The sequence below is a fragment of the Serratia sp. CY40230 genome, from assembly GCF_052168835.1.
Classification (GTDB): Bacteria; Pseudomonadota; Gammaproteobacteria; order Enterobacterales; family Enterobacteriaceae; genus Serratia; species Serratia nematodiphila.
In genome coordinates, this window is sequence record NZ_JBJNLX010000001.1 from 1,310,063 (window position 1) to 1,335,172 (window position 25,110).

Consider the following 25,110-nt stretch of genomic DNA (forward strand, 5'->3'; position numbering starts at 1 on the left):
CACCATGTCAGCCGCAACCCATAACGTCAAAAAAGTCGCTGAACACCGCCAGCGCATTCTCACTCTGCTGTTGAACAATAAGGAATTGGTCGACGGCATTCTCGGCCGGCCAGGGGATGAACACGCCCTCAGCCAAAGCGAACTGCTGAACCAGACGGCGGAAATCACCGGCCTGCTGGACGACATGCACGCCGCCGACCTGGCGGACCTGCTGGAGGCGCTGCCGCAGGACGAACGTATGGCGCTGTGGCGGCTGGTGGGCAACAGCAAGCGCGGCCAGACGCTGGTGGAAGTCGCCGAACCGGTCTGGGACAGCCTGATCGAAGAAATGAGCGATAAAGACCTGCTCAAAGCGATCAAAACGCTGGACGTGGACGAACAGGCCTATCTGGCGCAATACCTGCCGCGTAACCTGATGGGCCGGTTGCTGACCTCGCTGGAGCCGGAGCAGCGCGCCCAGGTGCGCGAGATGAGCCAGTACGCCAAAGACAGCGTCGGCTGGATGATGGATTTCGAACTGGTGACGGTGCGGCCGGACGTCACGCTCGGCGCGGTGCACCGTTTTTTGCGCATGCGCAAAACCATTCCCGACGCCACCGATAAACTGTTCGTCACCGATCGCAAAAACACCCTGCTGGGCGAACTGCCGCTCACCGCGGTGCTGCTGAACGACCCGGAAATCCCGGTGCGCGAAGTGATGGACAGCGATCCCGCCACCTTCCAGCCTGAGGACAAGGCCGATGAAGCGGCGGGCGCGTTCGAACGTTATGACCTGATCAGCGCCCCGGTGGTTGACGCCAAGGGCAAACTGATGGGCCGCCTGACCATCGAAGAGATCGTCGACGCCGTCAACGAAGAGAGCGACACCAACCTGCGCCGCATGGGCGGTTTAAGCCCGGAAGAAGACGTGTTCGCCCCGGTCAGCAAAGCGGTCAAAACCCGCTGGGCCTGGCTGGCGATCAACCTCTGCACCGCGTTTGTCGCCTCGCGAGTGATCGGCCTGTTCGAGCACACCATTTCCCAGCTGGTGGCGCTGGCGGCGCTGATGCCGATCGTCGCCGGCATCGGCGGCAACACCGGCAACCAGACCATCACCATGATCGTGCGCGCGCTGGCGCTGCACCAGATCGAAGTCGGCAACATCTCGCGCCTGATGCTCAGGGAGCTGGGCGTCGCCATCATCAACGGCGTGGTGTGGGGCGGCATCATGGGCGTGATCACCTGGCTGCTGTACGGCGACGCGGCGATGGGCGGCGTGATGACGCTGGCGATGCTGCTCAACCTGCTGCTGGCGGCGCTGATGGGCGTGGTGATCCCGATGACAATGCTCAAACTGGGCCGCGATCCGGCGGTCGGCTCGAGCGTGCTCATCACCGCGCTGACCGATACCGGCGGCTTTTTCATTTTCCTCGGCCTCGCCACCCTGTTCCTGCTGTAATACGCTCAAAGCCGGCCCTGTGCCGGCTTTTTCGTCATTCTGTCGCCGGGTTTGCGCTAACGCAGTAAAGTCGGCCCTCCCGATAGGTTTTCCTCCCGCGCTGTACTACCCTTTTTCAATAAATCATCTTGATTCATCCACGTCATGAATCCAATCACAGGCAGAGGTCATCGGTAAGGATGTCTATGGATATCAGCGCGCCGAACGCGTTCGGCACACACAAAGGCGTTATGCTGACACATTCTCTGTTCGTGGCGCTGGCGACATTTTTGCTCGCCTTGCTGAGCCTGTCGTTATCCAGTGAGGCTCATCACTTCACGCCGCTGTGGTTCCCGACCGCCGCCGCGATCGCCGTGCTGTATCGCCATCCTCCGCGTCATTGGGGTTTGCCGCTGCTGGCCAGCGGCACAGGCATCGTACTCGCCAGCTTCCTGCTGTTCGGCTTCAGCGCCATTCCGGTCAAGCTGGCCGCCATCAACCTGCTGGAAGCGGCAGTGTGCGCTCTGCTGCTGCGCCGCACGCTGCCGGCGATCGATCCGCTGAGCGATCTGGGCTGTTGGCTGCGCTTCGTGGTCTGCGCGGTGATCTTTACCCCGTTGTTCAGCGCGCTGCTGGCCGCCGGACTAACCCCCACGCCGGACCTGACGTTTTGGCAATCGTTCGGCACCTGGTTCATCTCTGAAGCGATAGGGGTGCTGTCGCTGGCGCCGCTCGGGCTCACCTATCACCGCCGTCTGTTGGCCGGGCTGAATCCGTATCCGCTGCTGTTGACCCTGATGGGCTCGCTGGCCTTCAGCTATCTGGCGCTGACGCATCTGCCCTTCCCCTTTACCTTCGTCATCCTGCCGCTGCTGTGGGCGGCTATCGCCCTGTCGCGCTTCGAAACCTTCACCGTCTGTTTCTGCACTCTCCTGCTGATCACCGTCCTGCTGTCGCTGGGTCTGCTGCACCTTCAGTCTTCCCAGCACACTTTCCTGGGCGAACTCGGCCTCTATCTGCCGATGTTGCTGATCCTGATCCCGGCGCACGCCATGGCGATGGTGATGCACACCTTCCGGGTGGAAAAGCAACATATCGTCGAGAGCGAAAGCCGCTTTCGCAGCGCGCTGGAGTATTCCGCCATAGGCATGGCGCTGGTGTCGCCGGAGGGCAAATGGCTGCAGGTCAATCAGGCGCTGTGCAAGCTGCTCGGCTATCCGCCCGAAAGACTTTATCGCCTGACCTTTCAAGAGATCACCCACCCGGACGATCTGAACGCCGACCTGACCCAACTGCACGAACTGCTCGACGGCCATATCAGCAGCTACACCATGGAGAAGCGCTATATCCGCAGCGACGGGCAGACGGTCTGGGCGCTGCTGGCGGTCTCGCTGGTGCGCGACGGCGAAGGCCGGCCGTTGTACTTCATCTCTCAGGTGGAGGATATCAGCGACCTTAAGCGCAGCGAGGCGGAGAACAACCGGTTGGTGGAGCGCATCACGCTGGCCAACCAGGTGGGCGGCGTCGGCATCTGGGAATGGGTGATGAGCCAGGAAAACTTCACCTGGGATCAGCGCATGTTCGAACTCTACGATCTCCCCCCCGACCAAACGCCGACGCTGGCGTTGTGGCGCACCCTGCTGGTGCCGGAAGATCGCGAGCGTACCGATCGCGAGCTGGCCGAGATCCTGGCGCAGCCGCGACCGTTCGTCATGGAATTTCGCATCACTACGCGCAGCGGCAAACTGCGCCATATCCGAGGCCAGGGCAACGTGATCCTCGACGATCAGGGCCGGCCGCTGCGCCTGATCGGCACCAATATCGACATGACCGAGCTCAAGAGCCTCGCCGAGGCGCTGCACGAAGAGAAAGAGCGCCTGCACATCACCCTCGACGCCATCGGCGAAGGGGTGATCTCCACCGACAGCCACCTGCGCATCACCTTTATGAATCCGGTGGCGGAACAGATGTGCGGCTGGCCACTCGACCTAGCGATCGGTATGCCCGTCGCCGGCGTGGTGCGCCTGACCAACGGCAAAGACGGCCCGGAAATCGAAAACCTCACGCAATACCCACGGCAATGGCCGGCGGATTATGCGCTGGTGCTGCACAGCCGCGACGGGCGTTATTTCGACGTACAGCAGTCGGTCTCACCGCTGAAAACCCTCGACGGGGAAACCATGGGCGCGGTGATGGTGCTGCAGGACGTCACCGCCTCGCGCGAGCTGATGAAAAAACTCAGCTACAGCGCCTCGCACGATGCGCTGACCGGATTGCCGAACCGCACCCGCTTCGAGAAACAGCTGAAAGCGGCGATCGTCGCCGGCGGGGAACCGTCGTCGCCGCATTCGCTGGTGTTCCTCGATCTGGATCGGTTCAAGGCGGTGAACGACACCGCCGGCCATGCGGCGGGAGATGCCCTGCTGCGGGATATCGCCCAGCTGATGCGGCACCAACTGCGCGGCAGCGACTGCCTGGCGCGTTTGGGCGGCGACGAGTTCGGTCTGATCCTGTACGACTGCCGGCTGGAACAGGCCAAATCGCTGGTGCAGCAAGTGGTTAATCAAATCAGCCAGCACCCGTTCTATTGGGAAGGGAAGATTTATCGCGTCGGCGCCAGCGCCGGCATCACGCGCATCAGTGCCGACGCCAAAAGCAGCGAACTGTTGGCGCAGGCCGATATCGCCTGCTATACCGCCAAGCACCAGGGGCGCGGCCAGGTTTATCTGTACGAAACGCGGCAGAAACAGCTGTTGGAGCGGCAACACGAGGTACTGAGCCAGCAGGAAGTGCAGACGATCATCAGCGAGGGGCAACTGCGGCTGCTGACTCACGCGGTCGCGCCGCCGGCGACGCCGCTGTCGGCAGCGTTTCACCAGGTGAAGCTGCAGGTGATGGCGCCGGACGAGCGCCCGCTGTCGCACGAGGCGTTCATCACCGCCGCGCAGCTGTACGGCCTGATGCCGGACATCGACCGCTGGACGGCGGCGCAACTGCTGGTGAAATATGCCGACGACATCAAACGCAAAGGGCTGTCGCTCGCGCTGCCGCTGGCCATCGACAGCCTGCTGAGCGCCGACTTCCAGCGCTACCTGACGGAAACGGTGCGCGCTTCCTCGCTGCCGCCGCAGGCGCTGCTGTTCAGCGTCGATGAGGCCGCGATACTGGAGCACGCCGCACAGTGTCGGGCATTTCTCCGCGAACTGCAGCAGCAGGGCTGCCGGCTGATCGTCAACGGCTTCGGACATAACATCAATGCGTTCGATGAACTCAGCGATCAGAAGATCGACATCATTCGCATCGATGAGCGCTTTATCACCAACGTGCACTGCAACCAGATGGACGAGCTGATGGTCTCGATGCTCAACGGCGCGGCGCATCGCATTAAAGCGCAGACCTTCGCCGGGCCGGCTCACCAGCCGGTGACGCTGCAGGCGCTGCGCGACATCGGCGTCGATCTGGCGGACGGCGACCAGGTGGCGCTGGAGCAGCCGCTGGCGGTGTTGCTCAGCGACGGCTATTTCGGCATCCGTTAACCTTCTCCCCCCTCCCAGGCGGCGCCTCGCATCTCGTTCGTTACATGATATTAACCAAGACAAGATTAGTGATATAAATAACACCTGAAGCTTAAACGATTAAGTAAGATGAAGCGCCCATGCGACTATCAGCGTATCCGTTGATTTTCCTCGGCATGTGATGGCTCAGGGATAAGGGACTATGGAAAAGAAATGGTTTTCCGCCAGGGAACTGATGGGTAAGGCGGGGTTGCCTTCAACTCCGCAAGGGGTCAATTTGATGGCCCGGCGTGAAGGCTGGGTCAGCCGCCGCCGCAGCGGCGTACAGGGCAAAGCGCTGGAATACCATATCGACAGTCTGCCGTTCGGCGCGCGCAGCCTGTCGGCGTTGCGCGAAACCGACCATCCGGATTACGACGTCAAACGCCAGGATCCGATACGGGTCTGGATCGAGTATTACTACCACCTGACGCCGGCCGAGCGGGAAAAGCTGCTGGCGTTCCTGATGCGCGAGGGCATGAGCCGCCTGCTGCAGCTGATCGACACCCCTCGCTAGCTCTACGTTCAACTCTCCCCTTTCGGCGCCCAGCCGTCGTTGTGCCACAGATGCAGCGTGGCGTAAGAGCGCCACGGGCGCCAACGTTCAGCGTAGCGTTCTATCTGGCGCGGCGTCATGCCGGGAAAACGCTGTTTGATCAGGTAATCGCCGGCCAGGAACACGTCCGGCCACGACCAGGCGCGCATCGCGATATAGCTGGCGGTCCAGCTGCCGATACCCGGCAGCGCGGTCAGCGCCTTGATGCCCTGTTCGATATCCAGCACGTTGTCGAGCTGCAGCCGCCCTTCGCCCAGCGCGCGGGCGATCTCGATCAGCGCCGCCGCGCGCTTCAGCTGCACCCCGAGCGGGCGCAGTTCTTCGGGCTGCAGCTGCGCCACCCGTTCTGCGGTGGGGAAGACATGGGTGATGCCCTCATGCGGCGTCGCCAGGGCTTCCCCCCAGCGTTCAGTCATCCGCCCGGCGAAGGTCGCCGCCATTTTTACGCTGACCAACTGGCCCAGCACCGCCCGCGCCGCCTGCTCGAAACTGTTCACGCAGCCCGGCAGGCGCAATCCCGGCGCATCGGCCGCCAGCGAGCCCAGCGCCTCATTGATGCGATCCGGCGCGGCATCCAGATCAAACAGCAGGCGCACCCGGCGCAACACCTCCGTCGTCACCAGACTGAGCGCAGGCGCGATCTCTACCCGAACCCGATTGCGCGCTTCTTCCGGCTGCACGCTGACCCAGCCGCGGTGTTCCGTGCCGCCCAGGCTGACGGCGATCGAGCGCAGGTAGCGGCGTCCGTCGACCCGCTCCACGCCCTGCACGGCGCGCGCCTGCAAGAAATTCAGCATGCGCTCCCAGTCATAGGGCGGCCGATAGCCCAGATGAAACACCAGCCCGCTGGCGGCGGCCCGTTCACCGCGCGCGCCGCCGCTGCGCAGCGCTGACGGTATCAGGCGATAGCGCGCCTTGAACAGCTCGTTGAAACGCCGCAGGCTGCCGAATCCGGCGGCGAACGCCACCTCGCTGAGCGGCAGATCGGTATCCGCCAGCAGGCGTTTGGCCTGCAGCAGCCGGTGCGACTGCGCGTAATCGATCGGTGAGGCGCCAAACTGTTCGGCGAAGATGCGCCGCAGATGGCGATCGGAAATGCCCAGCCGCGCCGCCAGCGCTTCGCAGCTGTGTTCAGACAGATACCCCTGCTCGATGAGCTGCACTGCCACCTGCGCATAGCGGTTGCCCAGATCGATCAGCGCCAGGCCGGGCGCCAGCTCCGGCCGGCATTTGAGGCAGGGGCGAAATCCCGCCAACTCTGCCGCCGCCGCGCTCGGATAGAAGGTGCAGTTTTCCAGCTTCGGCGTGCGGGCGCTGCACACCGGGCGGCAATAGATACCGGTTGAAGAGACGCCGACGAAAAAGCGTCCGTCGAATTTGCGGTCACGCGCGCGCAGCGCGTCGTACAACGCTTGCTGTTGAGTATTCATGGCAACGCTCGGGGTCGGTTTTTTCTGCATTATGGGGCTCGGCTGGCGTGCTGACGTGCGGAATTCGGACATTAAGTTAAGCACGCCGCCGCCGCGCCCGCTAAATTTTTCGACACTCGCGCATTGGCGCATTGCCCGCCGGCCTCGTCTCGGGTAAAGTCGCCCCCCTTCATTGGCATGGGGACAAAAAAGAGATGTTTATTGGATTCGATTACGGGACCGCCAACTGTTCCGTTGCAGTGATGCGCGACCACGGCCCCGAGCTGTTGACGCTGGAAAACAACGCGCCCTATCTGCCTTCGATGCTGTGCGCGCCGACCCGCGAAGCGGTGAGCGAATGCCTGCACCGCCATTGGCAGATCCCAACCGGCAGCGAAGAAAACCAGCAGTTGCTGCGCCGCGCCATCAGTTACAACCGCGAAGAAGACATTCCGGTCAACGGCGACAGCGTGCTGTTCGGCCTGCAGGCGCTGGCGCACTACATGGAAGATCCGGAAGAGGTGTACTTCGTGCGCTCGCCGAAATCCTTCCTCGGCGCCAACGGCCTGAAGCCGCAGCAGATCGCGCTGTTCGAAGACCTGGTGTGCGCCATGATGTTCCACATCAAACGCCAAGCGGAAAATGTGCTGCAGACCGGCATCGATCAGGCGGTGATCGGCCGGCCGATCAACTTCCAGGGTATCGGCGGCGACGAAGCCAACCGGCAGGCGCAGGGCATTTTGCAGCGCGCCGCCGAACGCGCCGGTTTCAAGGACATTGAATTCCAGTTCGAGCCGGTGGCGGCGGGGCTGGACTTCGAGGCGACGCTGAGCGAAGAGCAAACCGTGCTGGTGGTGGACATCGGCGGCGGCACCACCGACTGCTCGGTGCTGCTGATGGGGCCGCAGTGGCGCGACCGCGCCGATCGCCAGCAGAGCCTGCTGGGCCACAGCGGCTGCCGGGTCGGCGGTAACGATCTGGACATCATGCTGGCCTTCAAACAGCTGATGCCGCTGTTCGGCCTCGGCGGCGAAACCGCGAAGGGCATCGCCCTGCCGGCGCTGCCTTACTGGAACGCGGTGGCGACCAACGACGTGCCGGCGCAAAACGATTTCTACAGCGCCGCCAACGGCCGCGTGCTGCGCGATCTGATCCTCGACGCGGCGGAGCCGGAAAAGGTGAAACGCCTGCTGAAAGTGTACCAGCAGCGCCTGAGCTACCGACTGGTGCGTGCGGCCGAAGAGAGTAAGATAGCCCTGTCCGGCCAAACGGCCATCAGCGCGCCGCTCAATTTCGTGCAGCCCGATCTGGCGGAGAGCATCAGCCAGGATCAGCTCGCCGACGCCATCTCGCAGCCATTGATGCGCATTCAGGAGCAGGTCAGCGCCGCGCTGGCCAGCAGCCAGACCGCGCCGCAGGTGATCTACCTGACCGGCGGCAGCGCGCGTTCGCCGCTGCTGCGCGCCGCGCTGCAACAGCAACTGCCGGGCATTCCGATCGTCGGCGGTAACGACTTCGGCTCGGTCACCGCCGGGCTGGCGCGCTGGGCGCAAACGCTGTTCCGTTGACAGCCCAAGGGCGCGGCTCGCCGCGCCTTTGTTTATTGGAGGCCCTATCATGTCCACCTTGCTTACCCTCGACAGCGCCAGGCTGCGGCTGCGCCCCTGGCGTGACGACGATCTGCCGGCCTTCGCCGCGCTTAACGCCGATCCGCAGGTGATGCGCTATTTCCCGGCGCCGATGACGGCCGAGGAAAGCCGCGCGCAGGCCGAACGCATCCGCGCCTTCATGCAACAACACGGCTGGGGGATGTGGGCGGTGGAAGTGAAAGACGGCGCGCCTTTTATCGGCTTTGTCGGGCTGACGCGGCCAGGTGACGACCTGCCCTGCTCCCCCTGCGTGGAGATTGGCTGGCGGCTGGCGGCGGCTCACTGGGGCAACGGCTACGCCGCTGAGGCGGCGCGCGCCGCGCTGGCGTACGCCTTCGACACGCTGCACCTGCCGGAAGTGGTGTCCTTCACCGCCGAAGATAACCAGCCGTCGCGCCGGGTGATGACGCGCATCGGTATGCGCTTCGACGGTGAAACCTTCCTGCACCCGCGCCTGCCGGCGGGCCATCCGCTGCAACAGCACGTCTTGTACCGGCTTAACCGGCAAACGTGGCGCGAACGCCACGGCGATTAATACAGCGTATCCTTCAGCCGCTGCGGCAGCGCGCTGTCGTACTCCTCACCGTCGAAGCGCGTTTGGCTCACCGCGGCCAAGATTTGGCCGGGGCTGGGCAGCGCCGAACGTTCGAGGCGGCTGCCCTCCTCCCACAACCCCGAACGCAAGATCGCCCGGCTGCACTGGAAGAACACCGCCTCCACCCGAATGCGCAGCACCGAACGCGGCAGCTGGTTGCGGTGGGCGAAGCGCTGCAACACCGCCGGCGCCACCACGATCTCCGCCCGCCCGTTAATCCGCAGCGTTTCGCCGATGCCGGGGATCAGCAACAGCAGCGCCACCCGGTTATCGTGCAGGATATTGCGCAGGCTATCGATGCGATTATTGCCGCGCCGGTCCGGCAACAGCAGGGTTTTCTCGTCTTCGATCTGGATAAAACCGGCCGGATCGCCGCGCGGGGAGACATCCATACCGTCCGGCCCGACGGTCGAGAGGGCGGCAAACGGCGCCGCCTCGATAAACGGACGGTACGCCGGGTGGATATAGCTGACTTCTTTAAAAACCGAGGGCGCGGCAGGTTTGCCGTAAAGCTGTTCCAGCGCCGCGAGGTCGTTGATGATATCGCCAGACATTGCAGTTTCCTGAATAAGTCATATTGACCCCTTCAGCATAGAGCAAAATCGCCGGCGGCTCTTACTCAGCGCTGGCGTGGTTCAGCGTCTGAATGTCGTCCGCATCCAGCGTCAGGCGGGTGGCGCTGACCAACTCATCCAGCTGCGGCAACGAGGTGGCGCTGACGATCGGCGCGGTGATGCTCGGACGCGCAATCAGCCAGGCCAGCGAGACCTGCGCCGGAGAGCTGCCGTGTTTACCCGCCACCTGATCCAGCGCCGCCAGAATGCGGAAACCGCGCGGGTTCAGGTAGCGTTCGACGATGCGATCGCCGCGCTGGCTTTTGCCCTCGTCCGCTTTGCTACGGTATTTGCCGGTCAGAAAACCACTGGCCAGCGCGAAGAAATTGATCACCCCGAGCCCGTGGCGCTGCGCCACGCCTTCCAGCTCGGCTTCATACCCTTCGCGCGCATACAGATTGTATTCCGGCTGCAGGGTTTCGTAGCGCGCCAATCCGTTGCTTTCGCTCACCCGCAGCGCTTCTTCCAGGCGATCCGCCTGATAGTTGGAGGCGCCGATCGCCCGCACCTTGCCGGCCTTGATCAGCACATCGAACGCCGCCAGCGTCTCTTCCAGCGGCGTATCGCGGTCATCGTCGTGCGACTGGTAGAGATCGATATAATCGGTTTGCAGACGGCGCAGCGAATCTTCCACCGCCTGCTGAATATAGCGCGGCGACAGCCCCTGTTTGCCTTCGCCCATCGGTTTGCCCACCTTGGTGGCGATGATCACCTGGTCGCGCTTGCCGCTCTTCTTCAGCCATTCGCCGATGACGGTTTCCGATTCGCCGCCCCGGTTGCCCGGCGCCCAGCTGGAATAAACGTCGGCGGTATCGATAAAGTTGAGCTGATTGTCCACCAGCGCATCCAGCAGATTGAACGAGGTCGCCTGATCCGCCGTCCAGCCGAACACGTTGCCGCCAAAGGTCAACGCCGGCACCTGAATGCCCGAACGGCCCAGTTGTTTCTTGCTCATCACAAAGGCTCCATGGGTTAAATGATTTGCCTGTTAATTATTAGCGCCAAATGCAGGAAATCGTTAAAACGTATTGGCTATAAGCCGGAATAAATCACTTATAAACATAGCACGCGCAAATCACCCACTTATTAAGACAATGCTGACGGTTCCTCCATATTTCCTTCATTTTTATGCCGTCTTCGCTGGCTAAACTAGTATCCTGTAAGGAGTGTCATTTTTGTGGCAATGAGTGCCCGCGCCCCTGCCTTTTGGAGAGAATTTTCACCACCATGAATGCAAAACCCCAACGTCGTTCCCTGCTGCTGCGCCTGCTGGCTGCGGCGATTGCGATCATCGTCGCCGTTCTGGCCTGGCGCCATTTCAGCGCAGCCCAACCGACCGCCGGGACGACGCCGGACGCGCACCAGGCCGCCGGTAAAACGGGAGCGGGCCGCGCGGCGGGCGGCAGACGCGGCGCGCCGATGTCGCCGGTGCAGGCGGCGACAGCCACGCAACAAACCGTGCCGCGCTATCTTTCCGGCTTGGGCACCGCCACCGCCGCCAATACCGTCACCGTCACCAGCCGGGTCGATGGCCAGCTGATGGCGATCCACTTTACCGAAGGCCAGCAGGTCAAAGCCGGCGATCTGCTGGCGGAGATCGATCCCCGGCCGTTCCAGGTGCAGCTGACCCAGGCTCAGGGGCAGTTGGCAAAAGATCAGGCCACGCTGGCCAACGCCCGGCGCGATCTGGCGCGCTATCAGCAATTGGTGAAAACCAATCTGGTTTCCCGTCAGGAGTTGGATACGCAGGCCTCGCTGGTACAGCAAACCGAAGGCGCCATCAAGGCCGATCAGGGCGCGGTCGACAGCGCCAAACTGCAGATCACCTACAGCCGCATCACTGCGCCAATCGACGGCCGCGTCGGGTTGAAACTGGTCGACGTCGGCAACTACGTCACCAGCGGCAGCACCACCGGTCTGGTGGTGATCACGCAGACGCACCCGATCGACGTAGTGTTCACGCTGCCCGAAGGCAACATCGCCGATCTGCTCAAGGCGCAAAAAGCCGGGCCGGTGAGCGTCGAAGCCTGGGATCGCACCAACCAGAACAAGCTGACGACCGGTTCGCTGCTGAGCCTGGACAACCAAATTGATACCGCCACCGGCACCATCAAGCTGAAAGCGCGTTTCGCCAACGAAGATGACGCGCTGTTCCCCAACCAGTTCGTCAACGCGCGGCTGCAGGTGGATACCCTGCACGATGCGGTGGTGATCCCAACCGCCGCGCTGCAGATGGGCAACGAAGGCAACTTCGTCTGGACGCTCAGCGAAGACAACAAGGTCAGCAAACATCGGGTCACCGCCGGCGTGCAGGACAGCCGGCAGGTGGTGATCAGCGCCGGCCTCAACGCCGGCGATCGGGTGGTGACCGACGGCATCGATCGCCTGACCGAAGGCATGCAGGTGGAAGTGCTCGCGCCGAACGACGCGCCTGCGACGTCAAAAGCCAAGCGCGAACCTGACGTTCAGAGGAAGTCCTGATGCAGGTGATGCCTCCCAACGCCGGCGGCGGTCCGTCCCGCCTGTTTATTCTGCGCCCGGTCGCCACCACGCTGCTGATGGTGGCGATATTGCTGGCGGGGATTATCGGCTATCGCGCGCTGCCGGTATCCGCGTTGCCGGAAGTGGATTACCCCACCATCCAGGTGGTGACGCTATACCCCGGCGCCAGCCCGGACGTAGTCACCTCCGCCATTACCGCGCCGCTGGAACGCCAGTTCGGCCAGATGTCCGGCCTGAAGCAAATGGCGTCGCAAAGCGCCGGCGGCGCCTCGGTGGTGACGCTGCAATTCCAGCTGACGCTGCCGCTCGACGTCGCGGAGCAGGAAGTGCAGGCGGCGATCAACGCCGCCACCAACCTGCTGCCGAACGATCTGCCCTACCCGCCGATTTACAGCAAGGTTAACCCCGCCGATCCACCGATCCTGACGCTGGCCGTGACCTCCACCGCCATGCCGATGACGCAGGTGGAAGACATGGTGGAAACCCGCGTAGCGCAAAAAATTTCTCAGGTGACCGGCGTCGGCCTGGTGACCCTGGCCGGCGGCCAACGCCCGGCGGTGCGCGTAAAATTGAACGCCGCGGCGGTCGCCGCCTATGGCCTGAACAGCGAAACCATCCGCGCCGCCATCAGCAACGCCAACGTCAACTCGGCGAAAGGCAGCCTTGACGGCCCGACCCGATCGGTCACCCTGTCCGCCAACGACCAAATGAAATCCGCCGACGACTATCGCCAGCTGATCGTCGCCTATCAGAACGGCGCGGCGATCCGCCTGCAGGATATCGCCACCATCGAACAAGGGGCGGAAAACACCCGGCTGGCGGCCTGGGCCAACCAGCAGCAGGCGATCGTGCTGAACATCCAACGCCAGCCCGGCGTCAACGTCATCACCACCGCCGACAGCATCCGCGAAATGCTGCCGACGCTGATTAAAAGCCTGCCCAAGTCGGTCGATGTCAAGGTGCTGACCGATCGCACCACCACCATCCGCGCCTCGGTCAGCGACGTGCAGTTCGAGCTGCTGCTGGCAGTCGCGCTGGTGGTGATGGTGATCTACGTGTTCCTGCGCAACGTGCCGGCGACCATTATCCCCAGCGTAGCGGTGCCGCTGTCGCTGGTGGGCACCTTCGCCGCCATGTACTTCCTCGGCTTCTCCATCAACAACCTGACGCTGATGGCGCTGACCATCGCCACCGGCTTCGTGGTGGACGACGCCATCGTGGTGATCGAGAACATCTCGCGCTACATCGAGAAAGGGGAAAAGCCGCTCGACGCCGCGCTAAAAGGGGCCGGCGAGATCGGCTTCACCATCATCTCGCTGACCTTCTCGCTGGTGGCGGTGCTGATCCCGCTGCTGTTCATGGGCGACATCGTCGGCCGCCTGTTCCGCGAGTTCGCCGTCACGCTGGCGGTGGCGATTTTGATCTCCGCCGTGGTGTCGCTGACGCTGACGCCGATGATGTGCGCGCGCATGCTCAGCCACGAATCGCTGCGCAAGCAGAACCGTTTTTCCGCCGCCTCCGAACGCTTTTTCGAGCGGGTGATCGCGCGCTACGGCCAGTGGCTGAAAACGGTGCTTAACCACCCCTGGCTGACGCTTGGCGTGGCCGTGGGCACCCTGGCGCTGACGGTGCTGCTGTACCTGCTGATCCCGAAAGGTTTCTTCCCGGTGCAGGACAACGGCATCATTCAGGGCACGCTGGAAGCGCCGCAGAGCGTCTCGTTCAGCAACATGGCCGAGCGCCAGCAGCAGGTCGCGGCGCAGATCCTCAAGGATCCGGCGGTGGAAAGCCTGACCTCGTTCGTCGGCGTCGACGGCAGCAACGCCACGCTCAACAGCGGCCGGCTGCAGATCAACCTGAAGCCGCTGAGCGAACGCAGCGACCGCATTCCGGCGATCATCAGCCGCCTGCAGCAGCAAACGGCGCAGTTCCCCGGCGTGAAGCTGTACCTGCAACCGGTGCAGGATCTGACCATCGATACCCAGGTCAGCCGCACCCAGTACCAGTTCACCCTGCAGGCGATGTCGCTGGACGATCTCAGCCTGTGGGTGCCGCAGCTGATGGATGAGCTGAAACAAACCCCGCAGCTGGCGGACGTCACCAGCGATTGGCAGGATCAGGGGCTGGTCGCCTACGTCAACGTCGATCGCGATTCGGCCTCCCGCCTCGGCGTCACCATGAGCGACGTGGACAATGCGCTGTACAACGCGTTCGGCCAGCGCCTGATCTCCACCATCTACACCCAGGCCAACCAATACCGCGTGGTGCTGGAGCACGACGTCAGCGCGACACCGGGGCTGGCGGCGCTCAATGAGATCCGTCTGAGCGGCAACGACGGCGCCGTAGTGCCGCTGAGCGCCATCGCCAAAATCGAAGAGCGCTTCGGCCCGCTGTCGGTCAACCATCTCGATCAGTTCCCGTCGGCCACCGTTTCGTTCAACGTCGCCGACGGCTACTCGCTCGGCGAAGCGGTGGACGCGGTCACCCAGGCGGAAAAAAATCTCAACATGCCAAGGGACATCACCACCCAATTCCAGGGGGCGACCCTGGCCTTCCAGGCGGCGCTCGGCAGCACGCTGTGGCTGATTTTGGCGGCGGTAGTGGCGATGTACATCGTGCTGGGCGTGCTGTATGAAAGTTTCATTCACCCGGTGACCATCCTCTCCACCCTGCCGACCGCCGGGGTTGGCGCACTGCTCGCGCTGATGATGGCCGGCAGCGAGCTGGACGTGATCGCCATCATCGGCATCATCCTGCTGATCGGCATCGTGAAGAAGAACGCCATCATGATGATCGACTTCGCGCTGGCGGCGGAACGCGAGCAGGGCTTATCGCCGCGCGACGCCATCTATCAGGCCTGCCTGCTGCGTTTTAGGCCGATCCTGATGACCACGCTGGCGGCCCTGCTCGGCGCGCTGCCGCTGATGCTGAGCACCGGCGTCGGCGCGGAGCTGCGGCATCCGCTCGGCGTCTGTATGGTCGGCGGTTTGATCATGAGCCAGATCCTGACGCTGTTCACCACGCCGGTGATCTACCTGCTGTTTGACAAACTGGCGCGCAACACGCATCGCCAGCCGGATACGCAGGAGCTGCCGTGAAATTCTTCGCCCTGTTCATTCACCGGCCGGTGGCCACCACCCTGCTGACGCTGGCCATCGCCATCAGCGGCGCGATCGGCTTTCGCCTGCTGCCGGTGTCGCCGCTGCCGCAGGTGGATTTTCCGGTGATTTCGATCAGCGCGTCGCTGCCGGGCGCCTCGCCGGAAACCATGGCGTCCTCGGTGGCGACGCCGCTGGAGCGCGCGCTGGGCCGCATCGCCGGGGTTAACGAAATGACCTCGATGAGCTCGCTCGGCAGTACCCGGGTCATTTTGCAGTTCGATCTCGATCGCGACATCAACGGCGCCGCGCGCGACGTGCAGGCGGCGATTAACGCCGCGCAAAGCCTGCTGCCGACCGGCATGCCGAGCCGCCCCAGCTACCGCAAGGTCAACCCATCCGACGCGCCGATCATGATCCTGACGCTGACCTCGGACACCTACAGTCAGGGGCAGCTTTACGATTTCGCCTCCACCCAGCTGGCGCAGAAGATCAGCCAGACCGAGGGCGTCGGCGACGTTTCCGTAGGCGGCAGCTCGCTGCCGGCGGTGCGGGTGGAGCTGAACCCTTCGGCGCTGTTCAATCAGGGCGTGTCGTTGGACACCGTACGGCAGGCCATCGCCAACGCCAACGTGCGCCGCCCGCAGGGCTCCGTGGAAAACCCGCAGCAGCGCTGGCAGATCCAGGCCAACGACGCGCTGAAAACCGCCGATGCTTATCGTCCGCTAATCATTCATTACAACAACGGCTCGGCGGTGCGTTTAGCCGACGTGGCCGAGGTCAAAGACTCGGTGCAAGACGTGCGCAACGCCGGGATGACCGACGCCAAACCGGCGATCATTCTGGCCATCAGCCGCGCGGCGGACGCCAACATCATTGAAACCGTCGATCGCATTCGCGCCGAGCTGCCCGCCCTACAGGAGAATATCCCGGCTTCGATTCAACTCAACGTCGCGCAGGATCGTTCGCCGACCATCCGCGCGTCGCTGGCCGAGGTGGAACAGTCGCTGGCGATCGCCATCGGGCTGGTGATCCTGGTGGTGTTCATCTTCCTGCGCTCCGGGCGCGCCACGCTGATCCCGGCGGTCGCCGTACCGGTGTCGCTGATCGGCTCGTTCGCCGCCATGTATCTGTGCGGGTTCAGCCTCAACAACCTGTCGCTGATGGCGTTGACCATCGCCACCGGCTTTGTGGTGGACGACGCTATCGTGGTGCTGGAAAACATTTCCCGCCACGTCGAGGCCGGCATGAAACCGATCAACGCCGCGCTGCTGGGCGCGCGGGAGGTCGGTTTCACCGTGCTGTCGATGAGCGTTTCGCTGGTGGCGGTGTTTATCCCGCTGCTGCTGATGGAAGGCCTGCCCGGCCGGCTATTCCGCGAGTTCGCCGTCACTCTGTCGGTGTCGATCGGACTGTCGCTGATCGTCTCGCTGACGCTCACGCCGATGATGTGCGCCTACCTGCTGCGCCACCAGCCGCCGCGTTCGCAGCGGCGGGCGCGCGGCTTCGGTAAAATGCTGCTGGGGCTGCAGCAGGGCTACGGGCGCTCGCTGAACTGGGTGCTCGGCCACTCGCGCTGGGTGCTGGCGGTGTTCCTCGCCACCGTTGCGCTCAACGTTTGGCTGTATATCAGCATCCCGAAAACCTTCTTCCCGGAACAGGATACCGGGCGTCTGATGGGCTTTATCCAGGCCGACCAAAGCATTTCGTTCCAGGCGATGCGCGGCAAACTGGAAGACTTCATGAAAATCGTGCGCGAAGATCCGGACGTGGAAAACGTCACCGGTTTTACCGGCGGTTCGCGCACCAACAGCGGTTCGATGTTCATCTCACTGAAACCCCTGTCGGTACGCAGCGACGACGCGCAGAAAGTGATCGCCCGCCTGCGCGCCCGCCTGGCCAAAGAACCGGGCGCCAGCCTGTTTCTGATGGCGGTGCAGGATATCCGCGTCGGCGGCCGGCAGGCCAACGCCAGCTATCAATATACGCTGCTGGCGGACGATCTCGCCGCGCTGCGCGAATGGGAGCCGAAGATCCGCACCGCACTGGCCGCATTGCCCGAGCTGGCGGACGTCAACTCGGATCAGCAGGATAAAGGCTCGGAGATGGATCTGGTCTACGATCGCGAAACCATGGCGCGCCTCGGCATTTCGGTGTCCGACGCCAACAACCTGTTGAACAACGCCTTCGGCCAGCGACAGATTTCGACCATCTACCAACCGCTCAACCAATACAAAGTCGTGATGGAAGTGGCGCCGCCCTACACCCAGGACGTGAGTTCGCTGGACAAAATGTTCATCATCAACAACGAAGGCAAAGCGATACCGCTCTCCTACTTCGCCAGTTGGCGGCCGGCCAACGCGCCGCTGTCGGTCAACCATCAGGGGCTGTCCGCCGCCTCGACCGTCTCCTTTAACCTGCCGGACGGCGGCAGCCTGTCTGACGCCACCGCGGCGGTCGAGCGCACCATGACTCAGCTCGGCGTGCCGTCTACGGTGCGCGGCGCGTTCGCCGGCACCGCCCAGGTGTTCCAGGACACCCTGAAGTCGCAGCTGCTCCTGATCCTGGCGGCGATCGCCACGGTGTACATCGTGCTCGGCGTGCTGTACGAGAGCTATATCCATCCGCTGACTATCCTTTCCACGCTGCCTTCCGCCGGCGTGGGGGCGCTGCTGGCGCTCGAGCTGTTCGGCGCGCCGTTCAGCCTGATCGCGCTGATCGGCATCATGCTGTTGATCGGCATCGTGAAGAAAAACGCCATCATGATGGTCGACTTCGCGCTCGAAGCGCAGCGCAACGGCGGCATCAGCGCCCGCGAGGCGATTTTCCAGGCCAGCCTGCTGCGTTTCCGGCCGATCCTGATGACCACGCTGGCGGCGTTGTTCGGCGCGCTGCCGCTGGTGCTGACCCGCGGCGACGGCGCGGAGCTGCGCCAGCCGCTCGGCATCACCATCGCCGGCGGCCTGGTGATGAGCCAACTGCTGACGCTGTACACCACCCCGGTGGTCTACCTTTACTTCGACCGGCTGCAGGCGAAGTTCCGCCGCAACAAGCAACTGGCCCCGCTGCCCCATTAATGGCCGACCGATGCTGATGAAACACACCGCCACGGTACGCTGGCAACTCTGGATAGTGGCATTCGGCTTTTTTATGCAGACGCTGGATACCACTATCGTCAACACCGCCCTGCCCTCAATGGCCGCCAGCCTGGGGGAGAACCCGCTGCGCATGCAGTCGGTGATCGTCTCCTATGTGCTGACGGTGGCGGTGATGCTGCCGGCCAGCGGCTGGCTGGCGGACAAGATCGGCGTACAGCGGGTGTTTTTCAGCGCCATCGTGCTGTTTACCCTCGGCTCCCTCCTCTGCGCCCGCTCGGAAACCCTGAACGAGCTGATCGCCTCGCGCGTGATTCAGGGCGTCGGCGGTGCGATGATGGTGCCGGTCGGGCGCCTGACGGTGATGAAGATCGTGCCGCGCGAGCAGTACATGGCGGCGATGACCTTCGTGACGCTGCCGGGCCAGATCGGCCCGCTGATGGGGCCGGCGCTCGGCGGTTTCCTGGTGCAATACGCCAGTTGGCACTGGATTTTCCTGATCAATATTCCGGTGGGCATCGTGGGTGCCATCGCCACGCTGCTGCTGATGCCCAACTACCAAATGCAGACCCGCCGCTTCGATCTCAGCGGCTTTATCCTGCTGGCGATCGGCATGGCGTCGCTGACGCTGGCGCTCGACGGCCATAAAGGCATGGGGCTGTCCGGCGGCGCCATCGCCGGCCTGGTGGCGCTGGGCGCAGCGGCGCTGTTGGGGTATGTTTGGCATGCCTACGGCAATAGCCGCGCCCTGTTCTCGCTGCGGCTGCTGCGCACCCCGACCTACAAAATCGGGCTGCTGGCCAGCCTGCTGGGGCGCATCGGCAGCGGCATGCTGCCGTTCATGACGCCGCTGTTCCTGCAGGTGGGCATGGGTTTCACGCCGTTCCACGCCGGGCTGATGATGATCCCGATGATCATCGGCAGCATGGGCATGAAGCGCATCGTGGTGCAGGTAGTCAACCGCTTCGGCTACCGCAACGTGCTGGTGGCCGCCACGCTGCTGCTGGCGCTGGTCAGCCTGAGCTTCCTGCTGGCGGCGATGCTCGGCTGGCTGTGGCTGCTGCCGGTGGTGCTGTTCTTCCAGGGGATGATCAACTCACTGCGCTTCTCGGCGATGAACACCCTGACGCTGAAAGATCTGCCGGACCGGCTGGCCAGCAGCGGCAACAGCCTGCTGTCGATGGTCATGCAGCTGTCGATGAGCCTCGGCGTCAGCGTCGCCGGCATCTTGATCGGCAGCTTCGCCCATCACCAGGTGGTGGCCGATAGCCCGGCCATCCACAGCGCATTTATTTACAGCTACTGCTGTATGGCGTTGATTATCGCTCTGCCCGCGCTGGCCTTCGCGCGCGTGCCGGCCGATAGCGCGCCCAACCGCACGCTGACCAAAGAGCCGGGTACCGGCTCAACGAGGTTGCAATGAGGATAGGCATTACCGGAAAACTGTTCCTGGCCATTTTCGCTACCTGCATGCTGGTGTTGATCACCATGCATTGGGGGGTGCGCGTCAGCTTTGAGCGCGGCTTTATCGATTACATCAAGAGCAGCAACGAACAGCGCATCAACATGCTGAGCGAAGCGCTGGAGGAACAGTACAGCCATCATGGCAACTGGATATTCCTGCGCAACAACGATCAGGTGGTCTACCAGATCATGCGTTCGTTCGAGCAGAATAGCGACAGCAGCCACAATCTGCCGCCCAAGGGGTGGCGCACCCAGTTTTGGGTGGTGGACAGCCAGTTCAATCGCTTGGTCGGGCATTCGGGCCCCTTGCCGAAGGAGGGGCCGCGCCACCCGATCCGCTACAACAACGAGATCGTCGGCTGGGTGCTCACCACCCCGGTCGAGCGCCTGACGCGCAATACCGACATCAACTTCGATCGCCAGCAGCGGCGCACCAGCTGGATTATCGTCGCGCTCTCCACCCTGTTGGCGGCGGCGGTGACCTGGCTGCTGTCGCGCGGTATGCTGGCCCCGGTCAAGCGCCTGGTGGCGGGCACCCACCGCCTGGCGGCTGGCGATTTCACCACCCGCGTGGCGGTCAGCAGCCAGGATGAACTGGGCAGGCTGGCGCACGACTTCAACCAGTTGGCCACCTCGCTGGAAAAAAACGAGCAGATGCGCCGCGCCTTTATGGCCGACGTATCGCACGAGCTGCGCACGCCGCTGGCAGTGCTGCGCGGCGAACTGGAGGCGCTGCAGGACGGCGTGCGCCAGCCGACGCCGGCGTCGCTCAGTTCGCTGCAGGCCGAGGTATCCACCCTGACCAAACTGGTCGACGACCTGCACCAGCTGTCGCTCTCCGATCTCGGCGCGCTGGCCTACCGCAAGGCGTCGGTGGACTGCGTGCACCTGGTGCAGATCGCCGTCGCCGCCTTTCGCGAACGCTTCCGCGCCAAAGGGCTGGAGATCGTCACCCATCTGCCGGCCCAGGCGCCGCTGTTCGGCGATCCCGATCGCCTGAACCAACTGTTCAATAACCTGCTGGAAAACAGCCTGCGTTACACCGACGCCGGCGGCCGGTTGGAGATCGGCGTCGAGCTGCAGCCGGGGCGGCTGCTTCTTTACTGGCAGGACAGCGCGCCGGGCATCAGCGATCAGCAACTGACGCGCATTTTCGAACGTTTCTACCGGGCGGAAGGTTCACGCAACCGCGCCAGCGGCGGTTCCGGGCTGGGGTTGGCGATCTGCCACAACATCGTGGAAGCGCACGACGGGAAAATCCGCGCCGAGCATTCGCCTTTAGGCGGCGTGCGCATTACAGTAGAATTTGCTACCCCGATAAAAAATAAGGCGCCCTGATGGACATTCAGAATCAACCCGTGCAGATCATGATTGTTGAAGATGAGCCCAAGCTGGGCCAGCTGCTGGTGGATTATCTCCAGGCGGCGGGCTACGCCACCCGCTGGCTGACCAACGGCAATGAGGTGGTGCCGACCGTGCACCAGCATCCGCCGGCGCTGATCTTGCTCGATCTGATGTTGCCGGGGGCCGACGGCCTGACGGTGTGCCGCGAGCTGCGCCGCTTCAGCGACGTGCCCATCGTGATGGTGACGGCGAAAATTGAAGAGATTGACCGCCTGTTGGGGCTGGAGATCGGCGCCGACGATTACATCTGCAAACCCTACAGCCCGCGCGAAGTGGTGGCGCGGGTGAAAACCATCCTGCGCCGCAGCTATCGGCCACAGGAGAACGCGCGGGAAGATGATCTGCTGCACATCGATGAACCGCGCTTCCAGGCCAGCTATCAGGGACAGTTGCTGGATCTGACGCCGGCGGAGTTCCGCCTGCTGAAAACGCTGGCCAGCCAGCCGGGCAACGTGTTTTCACGCGAGCAGCTGCTGAATAACCTGTACGACGACTACCGGGTGGTCACCGACCGCACCATCGACAGCCACATCAAAAACCTGCGCCGCAAGCTGGAACTGATCGATGGGGAAAAATCCTTTATCCGCTCGGTATACGGCGTGGGCTACCGCTGGGAAGCCGAGCCCTGCCGGCTGATGAATGGGGTTTAGGGGGGAAATCAGCGCGTCCAGTCTTCAACCGCCAACCCGGGCACCATGGCGAATGCGCGATCGTTGGTCACCAGCGTCGCACCACGGCTCTGCGCGTGAGCGGCGATCAGTTGATCCATCGCGCCCATGATTTTGCCCTTTCTCTCCATGTTTGCCCGCATTTCACCGTAGCAGCGGGCGGCCTCGCTATCCCATGCATAGACCGTCACCGCAGCAAGAAAGGCCTCGACCATGCTTTGCAACGCCTTGTTCCGTCGTTTAGCCACACCGTAACGCAGTTCCGCCTCCGTGACGCTGGAAATACATACGGCAGAAGGCGGGAGCTTTTCCATGACGTTAAGCACCTGCGGATGCTGCCGAAACAAGTGGCTGACGGTGTTGGTATCAAACATGTACATCGCCTACTCTTCCTCTGAGAAGGGATCGCGGTCGGCAACCCCTTGCTGACGATCTTCCGCGCCAAGAAACTCTTGCGGCACCGGCGTTTGGGCGATAATGCTCAGCAGCGGTGCCCAGCTGTCCGGCTTTGCCGGATATTTGGATAAAATCACGTTGCCCTCCCGATCGCGACGGATATAGACACGATCCGTATCAAATTCAAATTCCACCGGTAACCTCACCGCCTGATTTCTGCCGTTTTTAAACAGCTTTGCGATCCTTTCCATCTCGACACCTCCACAGCAGGCATAGGCCAAAGCATATGCCTGTAGCGTGTCGATGCCAAGATGTATCGCTCATTTTTCATCCACATTGACGAAACGGCCAAACAGTAACGCACAATCTCACGGGGTGACACCCTGTTCCCCTCGTTATGCGGCGCACTGCGCAATCGCCGCCTTCTCCCTTAGCTTCCCGTGCGGCGCTGTGCTTCTCGGGCGAAAACTCCGCGCCGGCGCAAAAAAACTGCGCATTTTTTCAACTAAGCTGCTGTGAGGTTTAGCCGCCGATTTTCAAGCGATTGGCTACACTTACATCACGAATCGGAACCTACAGGAGAAGAACCATGGCAATCGGTCATTACGAGCTGAAAAAAGCAAAGAACGGACAGTACCACTTCAACCTGAAAGCCAGTAACGGCGAGATCATTCTGGCCAGCGAGATGTATGCCAGCAAAGCCTCGGCGGAGAACGGCATCGCCTCGGTGCAGACCAATTCACCGCACGAAGCGCAGTACGAACTGAAGCACAGCGCCAGCAATCAGCCCTACTTTGTGCTGAAGGCCAAGAACCATCAGGTGATCGGCGTCAGCGAAATGTACAGCTCCGAAAGCGCGGCCAAAAACGGTATCCAGTCGGTGATAAAAAACGGCCCGACCACCGATATCCGCGATTTGAGCGCCTGATCCCCCGTTTCGCCCGCGCGGTGGCGGCCACCGCGCGTTTTCCGTTTGACCGGGATCAATCTCCCTTGAATAAATCCGGTTAACTGCTGATTTCTTGCCGCGCTGCGGCTACAATCCCCCGCTTTTACTGCGCCATCAGGTGGCGTGGTGCTGACCTGAAATCAGACCGAGACACACTATGTTTACACCAGAACTTCTCTCCCCGGCCGGCACGCTGAAAAATATGCGTTACGCCTTCGCCTACGGCGCCGATGCGGTTTACGCCGGCCAGCCGCGCTACAGCCTGCGGGTGCGCAACAACGAGTTCAACCACGAGAATCTGGCACAGGGCATCAACGAAGCGCATGCGCTGGGCAAAAAGTTCTACGTGGTGGTGAACATCGCCCCGCACAACGCCAAGTTGAAGACCTTCCTGCGCGATCTGAAGCCGGTTATCGATATGGGCCCGGATGCGCTGATCATGTCCGATCCCGGCCTTATCATGATGGTGCGCGAAGCCTTCCCGCAGATGGACATCCACCTGTCGGTGCAGGCCAACGCCGTTAACTGGGCGACGGTGAAGTTCTGGAAGCAAATGGGCCTGACCCGCGTGATCCTGTCGCGTGAACTGTCGCTGGAAGAGATCGCCGAGATCCGCGCCGAAGTGCCGGACATGGAGCTGGAGATCTTCGTCCACGGCGCGCTGTGCATGGCCTACTCCGGCCGCTGCCTGCTGTCCGGCTACATCAACAAGCGCGATCCCAATCAGGGCACCTGCACCAATGCCTGCCGCTGGCAGTACAAAGCGGAGGAAGGCAAAGAGGATGACACCGGCAATATCGTGCACCTGCACGAACCGATCCCGGTGCAAACCGTCGAGCCGACGCTGGGCATCGGCGCACCGACCGACAAGGTGTTCATGCTGTCTGAAGCGCAAAAGCCAGGCGAATATATGAGCGCCTTCGAGGACGAACACGGCACCTATATCATGAACTCCAAGGATCTGCGCGCCATCCAGCACGTGGAGCGTCTGACGCAGCTCGGCGTGCATTCGCTGAAGATCGAAGGGCGCACCAAGTCCTTCTACTACTGCGCCCGCACCGCTCAGGTCTATCGCCGCGCCATCGACGACGCGGCCGCCGGCAAACCGTTCGATCCGACCCTGCTCACCACGCTGGAAGGCCTGGCGCACCGCGGCTATACCGAGGGCTTCCTGCGCCGCCACGTGCACGAAGCGCAGCAGAATTACGACTACGGCTCCTCGCTCTCCGAGCGCCAGCAGTTCGTCGGCGAATTCACCGGCGTGCGCCGTGATGGCTGGGCGGAAGTCGACGTGAAGAATAAGTTCGCGCTCGGCGACAGCGTCGAAATGATGACGCCGGGTGGCAACGTGGTGTTCACCCTCGAGAGCATGCAAAATAAGAAAGGCGAATCGATTGAGGTGGCGCCGGGCAACGGCCATATCGTTTATTTGCCGATCCCGCAGGATATCGATCTCAATTATGCGTTGCTGATCCGCAATTTGGCGGAAGAAAATAGCGCCGGGGCATAAAAATGAATCGCCGTCATTCGGCGGCGATTTTTAGCAAATATTAGAATTGGATCACATCAATGCGCGCGCAGCTTGGTTACTATCACGCTGCTTAAAACGAACAACGAAAATATTTGCATAGCAATACTAGGAACCACCTCCTTAGCCGGCCCAATCTCCCTTGGGCTGGCTTTTTCTTTATGGGTGCACCTATTTTTTCCACCATGCCTATTTCCATAACTTATTCCCGG

General features: G+C 62.6%; 18 protein-coding genes. 13 read left to right on the forward strand and 5 right to left on the reverse strand.

What is annotated here, in order from left to right; all coding sequences use genetic code 11:
* The first annotated feature begins 4 nt into the window (after window positions 1-4).
* From mgtE to ACJ8IJ_RS06215, 3 genes are all read left to right on the forward strand, one after another.
* A complete protein-coding gene (gene mgtE, locus ACJ8IJ_RS06205; protein ID WP_015378729.1) occupies window positions 5-1,438 on the forward strand; it encodes a magnesium transporter in 1,434 nt (477 codons plus the stop codon).
* Window positions 1,439-1,623: 185 nt separating this feature from the next.
* A complete protein-coding gene (locus tag ACJ8IJ_RS06210; RefSeq protein WP_442518359.1) occupies window positions 1,624-4,953 on the forward strand; it encodes a diguanylate cyclase in 3,330 nt (1,109 codons plus the stop codon).
* A gap of 181 nt (window positions 4,954-5,134) precedes the next feature.
* Window positions 5,135-5,488 (forward strand): DNA-binding protein, encoded by a 354-nt coding sequence (locus ACJ8IJ_RS06215; protein ID WP_004941591.1) that lies wholly within the window; start codon window positions 5,135-5,137, stop codon window positions 5,486-5,488.
* An 8-nt stretch (window positions 5,489-5,496) separates the two neighbouring features.
* On the opposite strand, the gene alkA is transcribed toward ACJ8IJ_RS06215, so the two are convergent.
* Window positions 5,497-6,987 (reverse strand): DNA-3-methyladenine glycosylase 2, encoded by a 1,491-nt coding sequence (alkA, locus tag ACJ8IJ_RS06220; protein ID WP_075684604.1) that lies wholly within the window; start codon window positions 6,985-6,987, stop codon window positions 5,497-5,499.
* Between the two features lie 164 nt (window positions 6,988-7,151).
* Between alkA and yegD the strand changes: the two genes are divergently transcribed.
* Both yegD and ACJ8IJ_RS06230 read left to right on the forward strand, forming a co-directional pair.
* Window positions 7,152-8,504, forward strand: coding sequence for a molecular chaperone (gene yegD, locus ACJ8IJ_RS06225; RefSeq protein WP_049186699.1), 1,353 nt, complete (start codon window positions 7,152-7,154; stop codon window positions 8,502-8,504).
* A gap of 49 nt (window positions 8,505-8,553) precedes the next feature.
* The gene (locus tag ACJ8IJ_RS06230) at window positions 8,554-9,120 is read left to right on the forward strand and encodes a GNAT family N-acetyltransferase (protein WP_049186700.1); all 567 of its coding nucleotides are present in this window, start codon (window positions 8,554-8,556) and stop codon (window positions 9,118-9,120) included.
* On the opposite strand, the gene ACJ8IJ_RS06235 is transcribed toward ACJ8IJ_RS06230, so the two are convergent.
* Both ACJ8IJ_RS06235 and ACJ8IJ_RS06240 read right to left on the reverse strand, forming a co-directional pair.
* Window positions 9,117-9,734, reverse strand: coding sequence for a pyridoxamine 5'-phosphate oxidase family protein (locus ACJ8IJ_RS06235; protein ID WP_442518360.1), 618 nt, complete (start codon window positions 9,732-9,734; stop codon window positions 9,117-9,119). The two genes, ACJ8IJ_RS06230 and ACJ8IJ_RS06235, sit on opposite strands and share 4 nt — an antisense overlap.
* A gap of 61 nt (window positions 9,735-9,795) precedes the next feature.
* Window positions 9,796-10,749 carry an aldo/keto reductase gene (locus ACJ8IJ_RS06240; RefSeq protein WP_369324193.1) on the reverse strand — a complete coding sequence of 318 codons (954 nt, stop codon included), beginning with the start codon at window positions 10,747-10,749 and terminating at the stop codon, window positions 9,796-9,798.
* Window positions 10,750-11,021: 272 nt separating this feature from the next.
* On the opposite strand from ACJ8IJ_RS06240, the gene ACJ8IJ_RS06245 reads away from it, so the two are divergent.
* From ACJ8IJ_RS06245 to baeR, 6 genes are read left to right on the forward strand one after another with little or no spacing between them, the layout of a single operon-like run.
* Window positions 11,022-12,275 carry an MdtA/MuxA family multidrug efflux RND transporter periplasmic adaptor subunit gene (locus ACJ8IJ_RS06245; RefSeq protein WP_442518361.1) on the forward strand — a complete coding sequence of 418 codons (1,254 nt, stop codon included), beginning with the start codon at window positions 11,022-11,024 and terminating at the stop codon, window positions 12,273-12,275.
* On the forward strand, window positions 12,275-15,394 hold the full coding sequence (locus ACJ8IJ_RS06250; RefSeq protein WP_015378736.1) for an MdtB/MuxB family multidrug efflux RND transporter permease subunit: 3,120 nt from the start codon (window positions 12,275-12,277) through the stop codon (window positions 15,392-15,394). The genes ACJ8IJ_RS06245 and ACJ8IJ_RS06250 overlap by 1 nt, the downstream gene beginning before the upstream one ends.
* A complete protein-coding gene (gene mdtC / locus ACJ8IJ_RS06255) occupies window positions 15,391-18,471 on the forward strand; it encodes a multidrug efflux RND transporter permease subunit MdtC (RefSeq protein ID WP_442518362.1) in 3,081 nt (1,026 codons plus the stop codon). Before ACJ8IJ_RS06250 ends, mdtC begins: the two co-directional genes overlap by 4 nt.
* Window positions 18,472-18,481: 10 nt before the next feature.
* Entirely contained in the window at window positions 18,482-19,912 is a 1,431-nt protein-coding gene (gene mdtD / locus ACJ8IJ_RS06260) for a multidrug transporter subunit MdtD (RefSeq protein WP_342579256.1), read from the forward strand.
* Window positions 19,909-21,291 carry a two-component system sensor histidine kinase BaeS gene (baeS, locus tag ACJ8IJ_RS06265; RefSeq protein ID WP_004941570.1) on the forward strand — a complete coding sequence of 461 codons (1,383 nt, stop codon included), beginning with the start codon at window positions 19,909-19,911 and terminating at the stop codon, window positions 21,289-21,291. The genes mdtD and baeS overlap by 4 nt, the downstream gene beginning before the upstream one ends.
* Window positions 21,291-22,007 (forward strand): two-component system response regulator BaeR, encoded by a 717-nt coding sequence (baeR, locus tag ACJ8IJ_RS06270; RefSeq protein WP_004941568.1) that lies wholly within the window; start codon window positions 21,291-21,293, stop codon window positions 22,005-22,007. The genes baeS and baeR overlap by 1 nt, the downstream gene beginning before the upstream one ends.
* A gap of 8 nt (window positions 22,008-22,015) precedes the next feature.
* Here the strand turns inward: baeR and ACJ8IJ_RS06275 are convergent, their stop codons facing one another.
* Together ACJ8IJ_RS06275 and ACJ8IJ_RS06280 are read right to left on the reverse strand one after the other, a co-directional pair.
* Window positions 22,016-22,405 (reverse strand): type II toxin-antitoxin system VapC family toxin, encoded by a 390-nt coding sequence (locus ACJ8IJ_RS06275; protein WP_021504433.1) that lies wholly within the window; start codon window positions 22,403-22,405, stop codon window positions 22,016-22,018.
* A gap of 3 nt (window positions 22,406-22,408) precedes the next feature.
* A complete protein-coding gene (locus tag ACJ8IJ_RS06280; protein ID WP_004941563.1) occupies window positions 22,409-22,672 on the reverse strand; it encodes an antitoxin in 264 nt (87 codons plus the stop codon).
* Window positions 22,673-23,010: 338 nt separating this feature from the next.
* Here ACJ8IJ_RS06280 and ACJ8IJ_RS06285 point away from each other — a divergent pair, with 338 nt between their 5' ends.
* Together ACJ8IJ_RS06285 and trhP are read left to right on the forward strand one after the other, a co-directional pair.
* Window positions 23,011-23,349 carry a YegP family protein gene (locus ACJ8IJ_RS06285; RefSeq protein WP_004941561.1) on the forward strand — a complete coding sequence of 113 codons (339 nt, stop codon included), beginning with the start codon at window positions 23,011-23,013 and terminating at the stop codon, window positions 23,347-23,349.
* A gap of 178 nt (window positions 23,350-23,527) precedes the next feature.
* Complete coding sequence (gene trhP, locus ACJ8IJ_RS06290) at window positions 23,528-24,880, forward strand: prephenate-dependent tRNA uridine(34) hydroxylase TrhP (RefSeq protein ID WP_004941558.1); 1,353 nt, start codon at window positions 23,528-23,530, stop codon at window positions 24,878-24,880.
* Window positions 24,881-25,110: the final 230 nt, after the last annotated feature.

Excerpts from the sequence above, each read along its gene's own strand:
- ACJ8IJ_RS06235 (WP_442518360.1), bottom strand. The coding sequence starts at position 9,734 with ATGTCTGGCGATATCATCAACGACCTCGCGGCGCTGGAACAGCTTTAC.
- trhP (WP_004941558.1), top strand. The coding sequence starts at position 23,528 with ATGTTTACACCAGAACTTCTCTCCCCGGCCGGCACGCTGAAAAATATG.
- ACJ8IJ_RS06240 (WP_369324193.1), bottom strand. The coding sequence starts at position 10,749 with ATGAGCAAGAAACAACTGGGCCGTTCGGGCATTCAGGTGCCGGCGTTG.
- ACJ8IJ_RS06215 (WP_004941591.1), top strand. The coding sequence starts at position 5,135 with ATGGAAAAGAAATGGTTTTCCGCCAGGGAACTGATGGGTAAGGCGGGG.
- mgtE (WP_015378729.1), top strand. The coding sequence starts at position 5 with ATGTCAGCCGCAACCCATAACGTCAAAAAAGTCGCTGAACACCGCCAG.
- baeR (WP_004941568.1), top strand. The coding sequence starts at position 21,291 with ATGGACATTCAGAATCAACCCGTGCAGATCATGATTGTTGAAGATGAG.
- ACJ8IJ_RS06250 (WP_015378736.1), top strand. The coding sequence starts at position 12,275 with ATGCAGGTGATGCCTCCCAACGCCGGCGGCGGTCCGTCCCGCCTGTTT.
- mdtD (WP_342579256.1), top strand. The coding sequence starts at position 18,482 with ATGCTGATGAAACACACCGCCACGGTACGCTGGCAACTCTGGATAGTG.
- yegD (WP_049186699.1), top strand. The coding sequence starts at position 7,152 with ATGTTTATTGGATTCGATTACGGGACCGCCAACTGTTCCGTTGCAGTG.
- ACJ8IJ_RS06285 (WP_004941561.1), top strand. The coding sequence starts at position 23,011 with ATGGCAATCGGTCATTACGAGCTGAAAAAAGCAAAGAACGGACAGTAC.
- ACJ8IJ_RS06210 (WP_442518359.1), top strand. The coding sequence starts at position 1,624 with ATGGATATCAGCGCGCCGAACGCGTTCGGCACACACAAAGGCGTTATG.
- baeS (WP_004941570.1), top strand. The coding sequence starts at position 19,909 with ATGAGGATAGGCATTACCGGAAAACTGTTCCTGGCCATTTTCGCTACC.
- ACJ8IJ_RS06275 (WP_021504433.1), bottom strand. The coding sequence starts at position 22,405 with ATGTACATGTTTGATACCAACACCGTCAGCCACTTGTTTCGGCAGCAT.
- alkA (WP_075684604.1), bottom strand. The coding sequence starts at position 6,987 with ATGCAGAAAAAACCGACCCCGAGCGTTGCCATGAATACTCAACAGCAA.
- ACJ8IJ_RS06245 (WP_442518361.1), top strand. The coding sequence starts at position 11,022 with ATGAATGCAAAACCCCAACGTCGTTCCCTGCTGCTGCGCCTGCTGGCT.
- ACJ8IJ_RS06230 (WP_049186700.1), top strand. The coding sequence starts at position 8,554 with ATGTCCACCTTGCTTACCCTCGACAGCGCCAGGCTGCGGCTGCGCCCC.
- ACJ8IJ_RS06280 (WP_004941563.1), bottom strand. The coding sequence starts at position 22,672 with ATGGAAAGGATCGCAAAGCTGTTTAAAAACGGCAGAAATCAGGCGGTG.